The organism is Brevibacterium sp. S111, assembly GCF_004745075.1.
In the GTDB taxonomy this organism is placed as follows: domain Bacteria; phylum Actinomycetota; class Actinomycetes; order Actinomycetales; family Brevibacteriaceae; genus Brevibacterium.
The window spans coordinates 43,096-59,572 of the sequence record NZ_RHFH01000010.1 but is presented as its reverse complement, the minus strand read 5'-3'; the positions used below and the strand labels follow the sequence as shown (position 1 = coordinate 59,572).

The following is a 16,477-nucleotide window of genomic DNA, read 5'->3' as shown; positions in this document are numbered from 1 at the left end:
GGTTGTGTGAGGCAATCCTCACCAGCGTAGAGTGGACTCATCATGACTCAGCCACTCCGTTCCCGACCTCCGCGTGCCCTCAGCCGCGGCGAAAAGGTCCAGCTCACCGACCCCAAGGGGCGCATGCACACCTTCGTGCTCGCCCCGGGCGAGCTCTTCCACACGAACAAGGGACTCATCAGCCACGACGACATCATCGGGCGCACCGAAGGCATCATCGTGTCGAATTCCGGGGGAGTGGAGTTCCAGGTCTTCCGTCCCCGCTATGAGGACTTCGTGCTCTCGATGCCCCGCGGCGCTGCGGTCGTCTACCCGAAGGATTCGGGACTCATCGTCACCCTCGGCGACATCTTCCCCGGCGCCACCGTCGTCGAGGCGGGGGTCGGCTCCGGGGCACTGTCGATGGCCCTGCTGCGTGCCGTCGGACCGCGCGGTTGCGTGCACTCCTTCGAACTGCGCGAGGAGTTCGCCACGATCGCCTCGGGCAATATCGCAGACTTCTTCGACGGGGCACCCGAGAACTGGTCGGTCACCGTCGGCGACCTCTCCGAGGCGCTGCCGCAGACCTTCGCGCCCGGCAGCGTCGACCGCGTGGTCCTCGACATGCTCACTCCCTGGAACACGCTCGACGCCGTCAGCGAAGCCCTGACGCCCGGCGGAATCGTCATCGCGTATGTGGCCACGGTCCCGCAGCTCTCCCGCTTCACCGAAGCGCTGCGGGCCACGGGGAACTTCGCCGAACCCGAAGCCATGGAAGCCATGGTCCGCGGCTGGCACGCCGACGGCCTCGCCGTGCGCCCCGACCACCGGATGATCGCCCACACCGGCTTCCTCATCATGGCCCGAAGGATGGCCGCCGGAGTGGCTCCGCTGGAGAAGAAGAAACGCCCGCAGGGAGCCGCTGCGGCCCCCGAGGACGTCGCCGCGTGGACGGAGCCCGAGGTCACCGAGGCGGCCATCGGCACCCGCACCGCACACGGGAAGAAGCTGCGCCGAGTCATGCGCGAAGCCGGTAAGCGCCTGCGCAGCGACGAAGAGAACGCGGCTGCCGCGGACGCGACACAGCCGCCGAACACTGAGACCACTGGGCCGAAGGAGGATCGATGACAGAGACCACGACCGAGGTGAAGAAGCTGCGTGAGGACACCGTGTCCCTGCGCCAGCAGCTCTACACCGCGGGCAAACGCAATGAGGCCTTGTCGAAGACCCTGCGCACTGCCCGCGACGAGCTCAACCGGATCAAGGAGGAGGCTCGTCGTCTGACCGAGCCGCCGAACAACTGGGGCACCCTCATCGGCCTCGACGACAAGGGTGTGGCTGCCGACGTCATCGTCAGCGGCCGCCGCATGCGCGTGGCCGTCGCCCCCGAAGTGAATCCGGCCGGGCTGCGCCCCGGCGCCGATGTCCTCCTGTCCGAGGGCCTCGTCGTCATCGGCGTCGGCGAGTTCCCCCCGGTGGGTTCGGTCGTCAACGTCCGCGAATTCATCGATGACCGGCGCATCCTCGTCGGAGCTCCCGGTGATGACGAACAGGTCTTCACCCTCGCCGCCGACCTCATCGATTCGGGGCTGCGCGTCGGCGATGCCGTCGTCGTCGACACCCGCACCCACTACGCGCTGCAGGTCGTCGAGAAGCCCGAGGTGTCCTCGCTGCTGCTCGAAGAGGTCCCCGACATCACCTATTCGGACATCGGGGGACTGGCCGACCAGATCGGACAGATCAAGGACGCCGTCGAACTGCCCTTCGAACATCCCGAGCTCTACACCGAGCACGGTCTCAAACCGCCCAAGGGCATTCTGCTCTACGGGCCCCCGGGCTGCGGCAAGACCCTCATCGCCAAGGCGGTGGCGAATTCGCTGGCCGATCGCACCGGTGAGGAGAGGACCAGCAAGACCTACTTCCTCAACATCAAGGGCCCGGAGCTGCTCGACAAGTACGTCGGCGAGACCGAACGTCAGCTCCGCCTCATCTTCGCCCGTGCCAGGGAGAAGGCATCGGCGGGCTTCCCCGTCGTCGTCTTCTTCGACGAGATGGAATCGCTCTTCCGCACCCGCGGCACGGGCAAGTCCTCGGATGTGGAGACGACGATCGTCCCGCAGCTGCTCACGGAGATCGACGGCGTGGAACAGCTCGACAACGTCATCGTCATCGGTGCTTCGAACCGTGAGGACCTCATCGACCCGGCGATCCTGCGTCCGGGCCGCCTCGATGTGAAGATCCGCATCGAACGCCCCGATGCCGATGCCGCTCGTGACATCTTCGAGAAGTACCTCACGGCCGACCTGCCGCTGCATTCGAGCGTGCTCTCCGGTCATGAGACGCCCGCCGAGGCGGTGGCCACCGTCATCGACCACTGTGTGGAGCGGATGTACGCGGAGAGCGCGGACAACGAGTTCGTCGAGGTCAGTTATGCCGACGGTTCGAAGGAAGTCCTCCACTTCTCGGCATTCGCCTCCGGCGCGATGATCCACAACATCGTCGACCGGGCGAAGAAGTCCGCGATCAAGTCGCTGCTCGAGACCGGCGAGAGGGGTCTGCAGCCGGCACACTTCGATGCCGCCATCGCCGAGGAGTTCAGCGAACACGAGGACCTGCCGAACACGACGAATCCCGATGAGTGGGCGCGCATCTCCGGGCGCAAGGGCGAGCGGGTCACGCATCTGCGGATGATGCACCTCGACACGACCAGAGGTGCCCCGACCGTTCCCTATGAGACCGAGATCTCCGAAGTGCGACCGAACTCCGACCTGGTCTGAGAAGACAGATGGGCCCGCCTGCACCTGCAGGCGGGCCCATCAATGGGGCAGGGGCGTTCTCGGCTGTCAGCGGCTGCGTCCGCGACGGCTGGAGCCGCCGGAGACCGCAGTGGCGATGATCCGCCAGCCGACCAGGGTGACGAGATTGAGCGAGGTCGCCACGATCATGAAGCTCACGGGCACCGTACCGGGCTCTCCGCTGGCCCCGGTGACTCCGCGCAGCACGAGACCGACGAGCACGGTCACCGCCCACACCCCGGTGCCGGTGGCCAGGGGCGAGATCGGACGATCCCAGACCGCGGTGAGCAGCCAGGCCAGCACGAGAGCTGCGAGGAACGGCCACGCCGTGGTCATCAGCCCCTGCGGGTCGAAATTGTGAGAATGTGTGTAGTGACCGACGATCGTGAACAGAACCACGAGGATGAGGTCGACGATCAGTGCGATGGGGAGATGAGATTTCTTCGTTGCCACGTCCCCGAGTCTAATCCTTGGAGGAAGTACAGATGCTCAGAGTCAGGCGCGTCATGGGATCCGAAACCGAGTTCGGCCTCAGCCAGCCCGGCAACCCGCGCGCGAATCCGATGCGGGACTCGGCGCGTGTCGTCGATGCCTATGCGGGACCGCGCGGCCTGAAGTCGTCCCAGAGCTTCTGGGACTTCGCCACCGAGTCGCCGCTGGCCGATGCTCGCGGCTTCATCATGAACCTCGCCGACGCCGACTCCTCCCAGCTGACCCATATTCCGCAGGACGACGTCGAAGCCCAATACCTCGCGAACGTGGTCACGGAGAACGGCGCGCGCTACTACGTCGACCACGCCCACCCCGAATACTCCTCTCCGGAGGTGCTGACTCCACGCGATATCGTCACCTTCGACCGGGCCGGCGACCTGGTGGGGCTGGCCTCGGTGCGGGCCTTGGAGAAGACCGAGGAACCGGTCAACCTGTACAAGAACAACACGGATTCGAAGGGCTCGTCGTACGGCACGCACGAGAACTACCTCGTCGATCGCGGCACCGACTTCGATGACATCGTCGCCGGCCTCGTCCCGTTCTTCGTGACCCGGCAGATCCTGTGCGGCTCCGGTCGGGTCGGGATCGGCCGTGAGGGCGAGGGCAAGGGCTTCCAGATCTCTTCGCGCGCGGACTTCTTCGAAGCCGAGGTCGGCCTCGAGACGACGCTGCGCCGACCGATCGTCAACACCCGAGACGAACCGCACGCCGACGCCGCGAAGTACCGACGGCTGCATGTGATCATCGGCGACGCCACCCTGGCCGAACCCGCAACCTACGTGCGCTTCGGCGCGACCTCCCTCGTCCTCGGACTCATCGAAGCGGGCCTGGCCCCGAGAATCGAACTCGACGATGCCCTGCAGTCGCTGTGGGACGTCAGCCACGACCTCAGCCTCAGCGCCCCGCTGCGCCTGAGCGACGGCACCACGATGACGGCATTGGAGATCCAGGAGGTCTTCTTCGCCGCCTGTGCCGAACACGCCGATCCCGAGGATGCCGATACCGCCGCGGTGCTCGCCGAATGGCGGCGATTCCTCGACGGGCTGGCCGCCGACCCGCGCAGTCTCGCCGACTCCATCGACTGGGTCGCCAAGTGGGTGCTGCTGGAGAACTACCGTGAGCGCGAGGGCATCGACTGGGATCATCCGAAGCTCGCCCTCATCGATGTCCAGTACCACGATGTGCGCCCGGAGAAGGGTCTGTTCCACAAGCTCGAGAGGGCCGGACGGATCCGACGGATGACGACCGACGCCGAGGTCGAGGCGGCGGTGACCAACGCGCCCGAGGGCACCCGCGCCTTCCTCCGCTCGTTCGCGGTCAACCGCCTCGGCGATGCTCTCGTGGCTGCCAGCTGGGACTCCCTGGTGCTCAACGCCGGCGACTTGGGCATCGTGCGTCTGCCCATGCAGGAGCCGCTCAAAGGTACCCGCGAGCTGCTGGAGGACCGGGTCGAGGGAATCGAGACCGCCGAGGCCCTGCTGAAGGCCCTCGGAGTCGATAGACTGAAACCGAAGAACGACTGAAGAGGTGTGAGATGAGCTCGCAGGAACAGGTCCAGAGGGACAAATCGAATGGCGGGTCGGACGCGCCCGTCGACCCGCCGGAAGCCGTGCAGGGTCAGATCAACACTCAGAACGTCGACTCCATCCTCGATGAGATCGACGGCGTGCTGGAATCGAACGCGGAGGAATTCGTCAAGAACTTCGTGCAGAAGGGCGGCCAATGAGATGTCAGGATTCTCTCCTGCATTTCTGAGCTCGACGAGCAATTCCTTCGTCGAGCTCGCCCGCTCCCTGGCTCCCGAGACGTTGCCGCAGAACAGCGGTCGGGACCTGACCGGGCAATCGCCGGAAGGCACAACGATCATCTGCTTCCGCACCGCGACCGGTGTCCTCATGGCCGGGGACCGGAGAGCGACGATCGGCAACCTCATCGCCTCCCATTCGATGGAGAAGGTCGAAGCCGCCGACGACTTCTCGGTCATCGGCGTTGCCGGAACGGCCGGGGTCGCACTCGACCTCATCCGCCTCTTCCGGCTCGAACTCGAACACTACGAGAAGATCGAAGGGGCCGGGCTGTCCCTCAACGGCAAGGCCAATCGTCTGGCCGCGATGCTGCGCGGCAACCTCGGACTGGCCATGCAGGGTCTCAGCGTCGTGCCCCTGTTCGCCGGCGTCGATGCGTCGATGCCGCAGGGACAGATATTCAGCTTCGACGTCACCGGCGGCAGATACGTCGAACACCGCTTCCACGCCATCGGCTCTGGCTCCGGCTTCGCCCGAGGGGCACTGAAGAAGCTGTGGCAGCCGGATCTCGACACCTCCGCGGCGATCGGAGTGGCCGTCGAGGCCCTCTTCGACGCTTCCGATGATGATTCGGCGACCGGGGGACCGGACTTCGTGCGTCAGATCGCGCCGACGGTCTTCACCGTCGACCTGGAACACGGGGCCACCGAGATCGATTCGGCCGCTGTGCTGGAGACCGCCACCGAGGTGGTCGCCCGCCGCACCCGCAGCGCGCGGGCCTGAGCGTCGGACCGTCAAAGTCGAATCGTCACCGCGAAAGGATCGGACATGAGTCAGGCGCCGTTCTACGTCTCTCCGGAACAGCTGATGAAGGACCGGGCGGACTTCGCCCGCAAGGGCATCGCCCGGGGCCGGTCGGTCGTCGTCATGCGCTTCGACGAAGGCATTCTGCTGCTCGCGGAGAACCCCTCGCCGACGCTGCACAAGATCGCCGAGATCTACGACCGGATCGGCTTCGCCGCCGTCGGCAAATACAACGAGTTCGAAACGCTGCGCCAGGCCGGAGTCCGCTACGCCGATCTGCGCGGCTACTCCTATGACCGCACCGATGTCACGGCCCGCGGGCTGACGAACGCCTATGCGCAGACCCTGGCCGGTGTCTTCACCACCGAATCCAAGCCCTTCGAGGTCGAGCTCGTCGTCGCCGAACTCGGTCACACAGCCGAACACGACCAGCTCTACCGGCTCAGCTATGACGGTTCTGTCATCGACGAGACCGAGCATGTTGCCATCGGAGGCCGAGCCGACGCGATCACCGATTCCTTAGCCGGACTGGCCACCTCACAGATGTCTCTGCATGAGGTGTTCGCCCATGGTGTGCAGGCTTTGTCTGCCGCCACCCAGTCGACACCGGCCGCAGACGCGCTCGAAGCGGCGATCCTCGACCGAACGACCACCAAGCAGAGGACGTTCCGACGTCTCGACGATGCCGCGATGAACCGGCTGCGGGAGGACTGAATGGCACGCATCTACGGGATCGAGACCGAATACGGACTCGCCCACACCGCCGCGGCGGACGGACGCCGGATCGGACCCGAGGAGATCGCCCGGCACCTCTTCCGGCCCATCGTCGAATGGGGACGGTCCTCGAACGTGTTCCTGCCCAACGGCTCCCGCCTCTACCTCGACGTCGGCTCGCACCCCGAATATGCGACCGCCGAATGCGACGACCTGGGCGATCTGCTCGCTCAGGACCGGGCCGGCGAGGCGCTGATGATCGACCTGCTCGACCAGGCGCAGACCGCACTCGAGGCCGAAGGCGTCGGCGGGCGGGTGCACATGGTCAAGAACAACACCGACGCGGCCGGGAACTCCTACGGTTCGCACGAGAACTTCCTCATCCGCCGCACCCTCGACTTCAACCGACTGACCACGGTGCTGCTGCCGTTCCTCGTGTCCCGACAGCTGCTCGTCGGCGCCGGCGCGATCATCCCGCGCCGCTCGGCGTTGAACCCCGATGAGGAATCGGACCGCACGGAGATGATGTTCGGCCTCTCTGCCCGCTCCGATGTCATGTGGGAGGGACTGTCCTCGGCCACGACCCGGTCCCGGCCGATCATCAACGCCCGCGACGAACCCCATGCGGATGCGGAGAAGTACCGTCGTCTCCACGTCATCGTCGGTGACTCCTCGATGTCGACGGCCACCTCGGCGCTCAAGCTCGGATCGGCGATCCTCATGCTCGACCTCATCGAACAGGGAGCGCGGATCCCGGAGAACGGGCTGCGCCACCCTGTGCGCGACATCCGACTCGTCGCGCGCGACCTCACCGGTTCCGTCGTGCTCGAGCGCACCGACGGCACCACGACAACCCCGCTGGGCCTGCTCTCGGACTACCGGGAGCGGGCACAGCGGATCGTTGACAAGGGAGATCACAGTCTCGGCGACGAAGGCCTCGCCGGCTATGTCATCGACCTGTGGACGCGGATGCTCACCGCCGTCGAATCCCAGGACTTCTCGACCGTGGACACGGAGATCGACTGGGTGATGAAACGCGCGCTCATCCGCCGGTCCATGCAGCGGGGGATCGACGACATCACCGATGCGCGCATCCACCGTCTCGACATCGCCTACCACGACATCACGCCGGCGACCGGCCTGTTCCCGAAGCTGGAGGCGGCGGGAATGGCGAAGAACCTCGTCCCCGCCGAGGCGGCCACCCGCGCCAAAGACGTGCCTCCGGCGAGCACCCGGGCTGCCATCCGGGGCGAATTCGTCCGTGTCGCCCATGCCGCCCGCCGCGACTACACCGTCGACTGGGTGCACCTGCGGCTCAACGACGAATCCGGTCGCGCCGTCGCACTCAAGGACCCGTTCGCCACGAGTCACCCGCAGGCAGAAACACTCATCGCCGGCCTGTAAGATCACCCTGTGATCCGGTCGGTCCCACCACAGCGTTCGGGCACGACCACCCGTGACGAAAGGAAACCAGTGCGCACCAAAGTGCTCAGCGCCATTGCGGCCGGCCTGCTGCTGCTCTCGGCCTGCGGGCAGGGTGAGGAGTCGCAGGACTCGACCACACCTCCGCCCTCGGTGTCCGCCCAGGATGCGAAGTCGACCAGCCTCGACGACATCACCGTCGAGGGCAAGAAGGGCAAGAAGCCCAAGGTCAGCTTCGATTCTCCGCTGGTGATCGAGAAGGCCGAGAAGAAGGTGCTGGAGAAGGGCACGGGGGAGAAGATCGCCGACGGCGAGCAGGTCACCGCCCAGATGACCCTTGTGTCGGGCACGAACGGCAAGATCGTCGAATCCAGCTACGATTCGCAGGCACCCGCCGGTTTCCCCATGGACAAGTCGCAGATCTCCGAAGACCTCTACAACGCCCTCATCGACGTCAAGGTCGGCTCCCGGGTGATGATGTCGCTCAACGGCTCCGCCGAGCAGGGCGAGGCGTCGCAGACGCTCGTCTACATCATCGATGTCGAGAAGACCACCCGACCGCTGACCCGCGCGGAGGGGAAGAAGGCCGACCAGTCGGGCAACCCGGTGACGGTCAAGTGGGCCGACGACGGTGCCCCGTCGATCTCGAAGCCGAAGGGTGACGAGCCCGAGGATCTGAAGACCTATACGACGATCGAAGGCGAAGGCCCCGAGGTCGAGAAGGGTCAGAGCGTGGCCGTGAAGTACTCCGGTTGGCTCTGGGACGACAACTCGAAGACCTTCGACTCGAACTGGAAGAAGGGCGGACAGCCGTTCGTCGTCGACCCCGTCGGGGAGGCCCAGGTCATCGAGGGGTGGAACGAAGGCCTCGTCGGCCAGAAGGTCGGCAGCCAGATCGTCCTCGTCGTCCCCCCGGAGAAGGGCTACGGCGAACAGGGCAGAGAACCTTCGATCCCGGCAGATGCGACCCTGGTCTTCGTCATCGACATCCTCTCCGCCCAAGGCTGAGACGCACTTTTCGCCACACACAGCACGACTACTCCAGGAGGAAGAAAATGAGCAAGCAGAAGCCAGAAGTCGACTTTCCCGGCGAGGCCCCGACCGAGCTCATCATCACCGATGACGTCATCGGCACCGGCGCCGAGGCGGGGCCCGGCGACACCGTGAGCGTGCACTACGTGGGTGTCGCCCATTCCACCGGCGAAGAGTTCGATGCCTCGTACAACCGCGGCACCCCGTTGGAGTTCCGTCTCGGGTCCGGAATGGTCATCTCCGGTTGGGACCAGGGGATCCAGGGGATGAAGGTCGGCGGCCGCCGCACCCTGCAGATCCCACCGCACCTGGCGTACGGAGATCAGGGCGCCGGCGGTGTCATCCAGCCCGGGGAGTCGCTCATCTTCGTCTGCGATCTCGAGAACGTGCGCTGACCGTTCGCATGACGACTGTGGCCGGGCTCTTCGGAGCCCGGCCACACGTGTCTGATCTGTCCGATTCGATGCGGGAGACAGATTTCGGTCGGGAACTCGAGGCCGGGATTCAGAGTTCGGCGGCCAAGCGCCCCGCGGCGGCCGCGGCGAGGAACGATGCCGCATCGGCCGGCAGCTTTCGCCCCATGGTCGACAGTCCGACGGGGGAGGAGCCCAGCTCCGCCCACAGACCGCTCAAGTCGACGTCGACGAGATCGTGCATGACCAGGCTGCCCAGCTGTCGGTCCACGGTGTCGACGACGACGGTCGGCTCCGGATCCATCTCGGCCAGCTCCGCCTCGGTGAGGGTGGAGAAGTCGGGCACCGGCACGGTCATCCCCGGCCGTGCGATCTCGGTCAGCGGGGTCAGCGAATGGTGGGAGATGCCGAAGTGGCGGCCGCGGGCATCGGCATTCGACATCCGCAGCAGGCCGATCGGGCGCCCGCCGAGCAGGGCTGCGGCATTGAGATGGTCCCCGGTGACGAGCCCCGAATAGCCGTACTTCGTGCCGGTGCCGAGGTTCCCGGGCCCCTGCGCGACGATGGTGATGTCGGCCCCCATCACGTGTCGGGCGGCGAGCAGACCGGTGTGGACGGTCACCGCTTCGAGGTCACCTCCCCAGGACTGCCCGGTGCTGATCGATCCCGTCAGCCATCCGGCTTCCTTGAGCCCGGCCACCGCCTGTGAGAACGGGGCGGGCAAGGCGGCACCGTCGCTGAGCACATACGCCACGGACAGGGAGGGGTCGACGGCGCGGATGCCGGCGATCACAGCCGGCAGCGCCGAATGCAGATCGGCCACGACGACGGGCATGCCGTCCAGGTGCTCCGCCTCAGCGAGGACGGCATGGTGTTCGGATTCCTGATCATCGACGCCGAGCACCATCGTCTGCAGGGGCGAATAGCGGTCCTTGACCAGATGTCCGGGGCCTTCGGGCGGGTCGGCGGGAAGCGCCTCGGGCAGTGCGACGATGAGACCGAAACCTCCGGTGCCCAAGCGCTTGGCCAATGCCGAGACATTGACGATCACCGAGTCTCCGACCTGCGGATGGCCGACAGCATCGGTGTAGGCGATCGCGCGGATGGAGGTCACATCTGTGCCCGGCAGCGCCCGGTCCAGTTCGACGGCGACGTCTGTGTATCCTGGCCGGGTGGAGCGAATCGCTGCGGCGATTCCTTTGCGCCAATGAATCATGGTGCCAAGACTATCGCCCGGCCTAGGTTACGGTGGAATCGTGAACACACCCCGCACCAGCAGACAGAGACAGCAGACGGAACGGCTGATGAACCTGCTCATCGCTCTGCGCGCCTCCCGCGGATGGGTCTCTCGCAAGACCCTGATGAGCGCCATCGACGGTTACACGGGGCTCGACGAGGTCGCCTTCGACCGCAAGTTCTCTCGCGACAAAGAGCTGCTGCGGCATATGGGCATCACGATCGCCACCCGTGCCGAACACGATGCGTACGGAGACGCGGGAGAGACCGGTTACCGGATCTCGACCGCCGACTATGCGATGGACGAGGTCGATCTCACTCCGGCCGAGGCCGCTGCCGTCACGGTCGCGGCCGCCTTCTGGTCGGAGACCGAACTCGGCGACTCCAGTGCGCAGGCGCTGACGAAGCTTCGGGCCTTGGGCATCGACCTCGACCAGCAGGGTGCCGAGCGTGCGCAGGTGGATCCGGGCTCTGCCGCACGCAGACTCGCCAGTGCGAACTTCGCCGACGCCCTCCACCACATCAACGCCCGCGAAGCCATCGGCTTCCGCTACCACAAACCCGGACAGACCGCGCGCAAGGTGCGTCTGGAACCCTACGCCCTGCTCAGCCGCGGCGATCGCGTCTACCTCTTCGGTTTCGACCTCGATCGGCAGGCACGTCGGACCTTCCGTCTCTCCCGCGTCGAGGGCGGAATCGCGAAACTCGGCGGACGTGAGCCCGGCGATTACACGATCCCCGAGGACTTCTCACCTCAACTGGCTCTGCAGTCGAGTTCGGAGATGGCGGTCGTCGCCGAGGCGAAGCTGCACATCCGCGCCCACCGGGCCGACCCGCTTCGACGCCGGCAGGTGCGCGTCGATGACGATGCGGTGATCATCGAGTTCTCCGATGTCGACACGCTCGCGGCCGAGATCGTCGGCTTCGGCGACGCCGTCGAAGCGGTGTCACCGCCCGAACTCGTCCGTGCCGTGGACCAGCGCCGCGATGAGATCCGTGCATCCCTCAACCGCCTCGGAGGTGCCAGTGTCCTCAGCGCGTGAGCGACTGACGAGGCTGCTCAGCCTCGTGCCCTACCTCGATGACCATCCCGGCGCGGATCTCGAGGACACAGCCGCGTATTTCGGCATCGACTCCGACACCCTCATCGACGACCTTCAGCTCCTCTTCGTCACAGGACGGCCCGGGCACATGCCCGATGACCTCATCGACGCGAGTTGGGAGGGCGGGCAGATCTTCGTCTCCAACGCCGAGGAGGTCTCCGTGCCGGTGCGTCTGAGCGCGGAGGAAGCCGGCGTCCTCGTGCTCGCCCTCGAACTGCTCTCCTCGCTGCCAGGGCTGGACTCCGAGGCCGTGGCCTCGGCCGCGGACAAGCTCCGGCTTGCGGCGGGCGAGAACCTGCGCACCGCCGTCGACGTCAGCCCCATCGACGTCGACGAAGAGCTGCTGAGTGCGCTGCAGAAGGCCGTTGACGAAGAGACGGCGCTGCAGATCGACTACTATGTGGCCTCCCGTGACGAACTGACCACCCGGATCATCGCTCCGACGAACCTGGTGCCCGGTTCCGACTGGTACGTCGACGCCTGGTGCTACTCGGCCGGGGCACCGCGCCGGTTCGCACTCGGCAGCATCAGAGCATGGGAGCTCACGGCCCATCCGCCGCTGTCGGTGAGCGAATCGACCACTCGATCCCACGAGGTCACCCTCGGCTTCTCCGGCAGGGGAGCCTGGCTGGCCGATGAACTCGACGTGACGACACGTGAATACTTCGAAAACGGTGAGACGAGTGTGCGCGTGCGTCTGCTCGTGCACTCGGTCGACTGGCTGAGCCGGTTCCTGCTCTGCCACGCCGATGTCATCACCGAGATCGACGACACCGATGCGGTCGCGGAGGCACTGCGACGACTCGGCTGAGCGGTGAACCGCCTGCGGATGAGGATGAAAGGCTCAGCCGCACAGCGTAGAATCGTCACAGCATCAACAAACCAAGGAGCTCCCAATGAAACCAAGTTTCGTGCAGATCGCGATCGTGATCCTCATCATCGTGATCATCTTCGGCGCGCCCAAACTGCCGCAGCTGGCTCGAAGCCTGGGACAGTCGATGAAGATCTTCAAGTCCGAGGTCAAGGACCTGCGCGACGATGAGGACGCTTCGGCGACGAAGTCCACCGAACCGGGAGCCCTGAACCAGAACTCCTCGACCGACTCGGACAAGGCCACCGGTGGGGCCACCGGCTCCGACGAGTCGAGTCGAGAGAAGCAGGACCCGCAGTCTCACGAGAAGTGAAAGAGAACAGTCAGCGGAAAGCCTCGCGAGCACAGAAGAAGAACCCTGAGAAGAAGATGCCCGTCGTCGGGCACCTCGTCGAGTTGCGCAACCGCGTCATCATCGCAGCCGCCGCCATCGTCCTGGGTGCGGTCGGCGGCTGGTTCCTCTACGACCCTGTGCTCGACATCCTGCAGGAGCCGATACGGACCATCCGCGACAACGGGGGCCGGATGGCAGAGATCAATTTCGCCGGAGTCGCGTCCCCCTTCGACCTGAAGATCAAACTCTCGTTCTTCATCGGTCTCTTCATCTCCTGCCCCATCTGGCTCTACGAGATCTGGGCGTTCATCGTGCCCGGGCTCAAGCGCAAGGAGAAGTTCTATTCGTTGGGCTTCCTCGGCGCCGCGATTCCACTGTTCCTGGCCGGGTCGACGATGGCGTTCTTCGCCCTGCCCAACGCCGTCAAGGCACTGACCTCGTTCACACCCGAAGGCGGGACGAACATCATCCCGGCTCAGGACTATCTGAGCTTCGTGATGATCATCATCGTCGTGTTCGGTCTCGCCTTCGTCCTGCCGGTGCTCATGGTGGGACTGAACATGCTGGGAATCCTCTCGGCGGACCGGATCAAGAAGTCCTGGCGCATCATCGTCATGCTCGTCTTCCTGTTCGCGGCGATCGCCACCCCGACCCCCGATGCCATGTCCATGTTCTTCCTCGTCATCCCCATGATGACGCTGTTCTGCGTGGCGTGGGCGATCTGTGTCTTCAACGACCGCCGACGCAAGAAGCGCCTCATCGAACAGGGCCTGTGGGTCGACGAGGACGAACTCACTGACGAAGAGAAGAATGACTGATTCCACTCACCCCTCGGATCCGACCGCCGCGGAAGAGACGCTGAGTCCCTCCGCCGCCTACGCTGAATTCCGAGCTCGCTCCGAATTCGCGCGCACCCCTTTGGGGCAGTTCATGTCGCGCACCGAATTCGAACTCGACGACTTCCAGATCGAAGCGTGCAGCCACCTGCAGGAAGGTGAGGACGTCCTCGTCACCGCTCCGACGGGAGCCGGGAAGACGCTCATCGCCGAATTCGCCGTCGAGCTCGCCCGCGGCCAGGGCAAACGCATCTTCTACACGACGCCGATCAAAGCGCTGAGCAACCAGAAGTTCAACGACCTCTCTGCCGTCCACGGTCCGGAGAACGTGGGCCTGCTCACGGGGGACACGACCATCCGTCGGGACGCGCCGATCATCGTGATGACCACCGAAGTGCTGCGCAACATGCTCTACAACGATGTGGCGGGCCTGTCCGACCTCGGGTTCGTCGTCCTCGACGAAGTCCACTACCTCGCCGACAGGTTCCGCGGACCGGTGTGGGAAGAGGTTATCATCCATCTGCCTGACCGCGTGCAGATGGTGTCGCTGTCGGCGACGGTGTCGAATGTGGAGGAGTTCGGAGCGTGGCTGCGTGAGGTCAGGGGACCCACGACGATCGTGTCGACCAGCCACCGCCCGGTGCCTCTGGTCAACCACGTCCTCGTCGGCCACCGCATGTTTGACCTGTTCACACACGCCGACTCGGACCGGATCGACCCCGCACTCAATCACGCCACCCGCACCCACGGTGGACCGCGTTCGAAGCGTGCTCGCGCCACCCGCGCCCGGTTCCGCCGTCCCAGCCACACCCAGGTCGTCGCGTCCCTCGCCGAGGCGGCCATGCTGCCGGCGATCATGTTCATCTTCTCCCGCAACGGCTGCGACGAAGCCGTCGAACAGTATCTGAGCACCGGGGTCGACCTGAACTCGCGGGATGAGAAGACGATCGTCAACGCCGCGCTCGAATCCCTGCGCGAAGAGCTGGCCGACGAAGACCTGGGCATCCTCGGCTACCACACCTTCCGCGAAGGACTGCTGCTCGGCGTGGCCGCTCATCATGCGGGCATGATCCCGCAGTTCAAACAGCTCGTCGAGGAACTGTTCTCACAGGGGATCATCAAGGTCGTCTTCGCCACGGAGACCCTTGCCCTGGGCATCAACATGCCGGCGCGCACGGTGGTGCTCGAGAAGCTCGTGAAGTTCAACGGCGAAGCCCATGTCATGATCACTCCGGGGGAGTACACGCAGCTGACCGGTCGCGCCGGACGTCGCGGCATCGACCGCATCGGGCATTCCGTCGTCGTCTGGCATCCGACCATCGAGGTCAGCGAGCTCGCCGCACTCGCGTCGAACCGGTCATATGCACTGAACTCGGCGTTCGGACCGACCTACAATATGACCGCGAATCTGCTCTCACGGATGAGCTCGGCGGAGGCTGCGAAGGTGCTCGAGACCTCGTTCGCGCAGTTCCAGGCCGATAAGGCCGTCGTCGGTCTGGCGCGGAAAGTCCGCAAGAACGAAACGACGATCGCAGCCTACGAGAAGTCCATGCACTGCGATCTCGGTGACTTCTCCGAATACGCGGGTCTGCGCCGGGCGATCTCGGACACCCAGAAGCAGGAGACCCGGACGAAATCGCGGAACAGGCAGCGCGATATCGTCGAATCCCTCACTGCCCTCAAGATCGGTGATGTGGTGACGATGCCGGCCAAGCGGGTCGGCGGTCGGGCCGTGATCATCGCCCCGATGAGCAGCCGTGACGGAGTCTCCCGGCTGCCGACCGTGCTCACCGAGCAGGGCAAGGTGTGGCACCTGCGCCCGCATGAGGTCACCGCACCGGTGGCCTCTCAAGGACGTATTCGGGTGCCCAAGAAGTTCAACCATCGGCAGGCCGGCGACCGCAGACAGCTGCTGTCGATCCTCGAATCCGCCGTCGCCGATGGTCGCGTCGACCCGGATGCGCACTGGGAGTCGAAGCGGGACCGCGAGGGTGAGAACACCACCGTGGCCGAGCTGCAGGCACAGATGCGGGCGCATCCGTGTCACGACTGCCCGGATCGGGAGGTGCATGCCCGATGGGCCAATCGCGCCGACAAGCTCATCCGGGAGAACGATTCCCTCATCGCTCGCATCGAGGGGCGCACCACGTCGATCGCGCTGGTGTTCGAACGCGTTCAGGACGTGCTGCGCGGCCTCGGCTTCGATCCCGCCGAGTCAACGATGCTGCGCCGCATCTACGGTGAACGGGATCTGCTGGTGGCACTGACGATCCGTGCCGGTCTGTGGGAGAAGCTCAATGAGCCCGAACTCGCGGCCTTCGCATCGATCTTCGTCTTCCAGTCGCGCCGGGACACCCTGCACGCGCATCGGGCGCCGAGCGCTGATCTCAAGGTCGTCTGCGATGAGGCGGAGACGACCTGGCGCCGGCTCTTCCACCTCGAGGAACAGCACGCTCTCGACACAACCGAGGAACCGGACCGCGGGCTCATCAAGCCGATGTATCGGTGGACGGAGGGCAAGACCCTCTCGGAGTCGCTGCGGGGCAGCGATATCGCCGCCGGTGACTTCGTCCGCTGGGCGAAGCAGAGCCTCGATCTGCTCGGTCAGGTCGCCGAAGTCATCGACGATGACACCGCGGTGAGGATCCGGCGGACGGTCAACGCCATCCGCCGGGGTGTCGTCGCCGACTCCTGACCCGAG

The 16,477-nt window shown here is 65.5% G+C and carries 16 protein-coding genes; 14 read left to right on the top strand and 2 right to left on the bottom strand.

The features are described 5' to 3' along the window. Positions 1-42 precede the first annotated feature (42 nt). Together EB836_RS12510 and arc are read left to right on the top strand one after the other, a co-directional pair. The gene (locus EB836_RS12510; RefSeq protein ID WP_135540886.1) at positions 43-1,107 is read left to right on the top strand and encodes a tRNA (adenine-N1)-methyltransferase; all 1,065 of its coding nucleotides are present in this window, start codon (positions 43-45) and stop codon (positions 1,105-1,107) included. After that, positions 1,104-2,756 carry a proteasome ATPase gene (gene arc, locus EB836_RS12505; protein ID WP_135540884.1) on the top strand — a complete coding sequence of 551 codons (1,653 nt, stop codon included), beginning with the start codon at positions 1,104-1,106 and terminating at the stop codon, positions 2,754-2,756. Before EB836_RS12510 ends, arc begins: the two co-directional genes overlap by 4 nt. Positions 2,757-2,822: 66 nt before the next feature. Here arc and EB836_RS12500 read toward each other — a convergent pair whose 3' ends face one another. Further along, the gene (locus EB836_RS12500) at positions 2,823-3,227 is read right to left on the bottom strand and encodes a DUF3054 domain-containing protein (RefSeq protein WP_135540882.1); all 405 of its coding nucleotides are present in this window, start codon (positions 3,225-3,227) and stop codon (positions 2,823-2,825) included. 32 nt (positions 3,228-3,259) lie between these two features. Here EB836_RS12500 and dop point away from each other — a divergent pair, with 32 nt between their 5' ends. From dop to EB836_RS12465, 7 genes are all read left to right on the top strand, one after another. Further along, positions 3,260-4,789 (top strand): depupylase/deamidase Dop, encoded by a 1,530-nt coding sequence (dop, locus tag EB836_RS12495; protein ID WP_135540880.1) that lies wholly within the window; start codon positions 3,260-3,262, stop codon positions 4,787-4,789. Positions 4,790-4,800: 11 nt separating this feature from the next. Beyond that, positions 4,801-4,992 carry a ubiquitin-like protein Pup gene (locus tag EB836_RS12490; RefSeq protein ID WP_135540878.1) on the top strand — a complete coding sequence of 64 codons (192 nt, stop codon included), beginning with the start codon at positions 4,801-4,803 and terminating at the stop codon, positions 4,990-4,992. Position 4,993: 1 nt separating this feature from the next. After that, on the top strand, positions 4,994-5,794 hold the full coding sequence (gene prcB / locus EB836_RS12485) for a proteasome subunit beta (protein WP_135540876.1): 801 nt from the start codon (positions 4,994-4,996) through the stop codon (positions 5,792-5,794). A 45-nt stretch (positions 5,795-5,839) separates the two neighbouring features. Beyond that, positions 5,840-6,529: a proteasome subunit alpha gene (prcA, locus tag EB836_RS12480; RefSeq protein WP_135540874.1), complete on the top strand. Its 690-nt coding sequence runs from the start codon at positions 5,840-5,842 to the stop codon at positions 6,527-6,529. Beyond that, positions 6,530-7,933 carry a Pup--protein ligase gene (gene pafA, locus EB836_RS12475; RefSeq protein ID WP_135540872.1) on the top strand — a complete coding sequence of 468 codons (1,404 nt, stop codon included), beginning with the start codon at positions 6,530-6,532 and terminating at the stop codon, positions 7,931-7,933. A gap of 69 nt (positions 7,934-8,002) precedes the next feature. Next, positions 8,003-8,959: an FKBP-type peptidyl-prolyl cis-trans isomerase gene (locus EB836_RS12470; RefSeq protein WP_240689946.1), complete on the top strand. Its 957-nt coding sequence runs from the start codon at positions 8,003-8,005 to the stop codon at positions 8,957-8,959. A gap of 47 nt (positions 8,960-9,006) precedes the next feature. Continuing rightward, complete coding sequence (locus EB836_RS12465; protein ID WP_135540870.1) at positions 9,007-9,378, top strand: FKBP-type peptidyl-prolyl cis-trans isomerase; 372 nt, start codon at positions 9,007-9,009, stop codon at positions 9,376-9,378. A gap of 109 nt (positions 9,379-9,487) precedes the next feature. On the opposite strand, the gene EB836_RS12460 is transcribed toward EB836_RS12465, so the two are convergent. Then, complete coding sequence (locus EB836_RS12460) at positions 9,488-10,612, bottom strand: DUF3866 family protein (protein WP_135540868.1); 1,125 nt, start codon at positions 10,610-10,612, stop codon at positions 9,488-9,490. A 40-nt stretch (positions 10,613-10,652) separates the two neighbouring features. Between EB836_RS12460 and EB836_RS12455 the strand changes: the two genes are divergently transcribed. The 5 genes from EB836_RS12455 (at position 10,653) to EB836_RS12435 (ending at position 16,471) form a co-directional block, all read left to right on the top strand. Continuing rightward, a complete protein-coding gene (locus tag EB836_RS12455; RefSeq protein WP_240689945.1) occupies positions 10,653-11,675 on the top strand; it encodes a WYL domain-containing protein in 1,023 nt (340 codons plus the stop codon). Further along, on the top strand, positions 11,659-12,546 hold the full coding sequence (locus EB836_RS12450; RefSeq protein ID WP_135540866.1) for a WYL domain-containing protein: 888 nt from the start codon (positions 11,659-11,661) through the stop codon (positions 12,544-12,546). Before EB836_RS12455 ends, EB836_RS12450 begins: the two co-directional genes overlap by 17 nt. 85 nt (positions 12,547-12,631) lie before the next feature. Then, positions 12,632-12,919, top strand: coding sequence for a Sec-independent protein translocase subunit TatA (gene tatA, locus EB836_RS12445; protein ID WP_135540864.1), 288 nt, complete (start codon positions 12,632-12,634; stop codon positions 12,917-12,919). Continuing rightward, positions 12,916-13,758, top strand: coding sequence for a twin-arginine translocase subunit TatC (tatC, locus tag EB836_RS12440; protein ID WP_346763090.1), 843 nt, complete (start codon positions 12,916-12,918; stop codon positions 13,756-13,758). Before tatA ends, tatC begins: the two co-directional genes overlap by 4 nt. Further along, the gene (locus EB836_RS12435) at positions 13,751-16,471 is read left to right on the top strand and encodes a DEAD/DEAH box helicase (RefSeq protein WP_135540863.1); all 2,721 of its coding nucleotides are present in this window, start codon (positions 13,751-13,753) and stop codon (positions 16,469-16,471) included. The genes tatC and EB836_RS12435 overlap by 8 nt, the downstream gene beginning before the upstream one ends. Positions 16,472-16,477: the final 6 nt, after the last annotated feature.

Coding starts and splice junctions, on each gene's coding strand:
- prcB (WP_135540876.1), top strand. CDS start 4,994: ATGTCAGGATTCTCTCCTGCATTTCTGAGCTCGACGAGCAATTCCTTC.
- tatA (WP_135540864.1), top strand. CDS start 12,632: ATGAAACCAAGTTTCGTGCAGATCGCGATCGTGATCCTCATCATCGTG.
- EB836_RS12490 (WP_135540878.1), top strand. CDS start 4,801: ATGAGCTCGCAGGAACAGGTCCAGAGGGACAAATCGAATGGCGGGTCG.
- dop (WP_135540880.1), top strand. CDS start 3,260: ATGCTCAGAGTCAGGCGCGTCATGGGATCCGAAACCGAGTTCGGCCTC.
- arc (WP_135540884.1), top strand. CDS start 1,104: ATGACAGAGACCACGACCGAGGTGAAGAAGCTGCGTGAGGACACCGTG.
- EB836_RS12460 (WP_135540868.1), bottom strand. CDS start 10,612: ATGATTCATTGGCGCAAAGGAATCGCCGCAGCGATTCGCTCCACCCGG.
- pafA (WP_135540872.1), top strand. CDS start 6,530: ATGGCACGCATCTACGGGATCGAGACCGAATACGGACTCGCCCACACC.
- EB836_RS12510 (WP_135540886.1), top strand. CDS start 43: ATGACTCAGCCACTCCGTTCCCGACCTCCGCGTGCCCTCAGCCGCGGC.
- EB836_RS12435 (WP_135540863.1), top strand. CDS start 13,751: ATGACTGATTCCACTCACCCCTCGGATCCGACCGCCGCGGAAGAGACG.
- prcA (WP_135540874.1), top strand. CDS start 5,840: ATGAGTCAGGCGCCGTTCTACGTCTCTCCGGAACAGCTGATGAAGGAC.
- EB836_RS12465 (WP_135540870.1), top strand. CDS start 9,007: ATGAGCAAGCAGAAGCCAGAAGTCGACTTTCCCGGCGAGGCCCCGACC.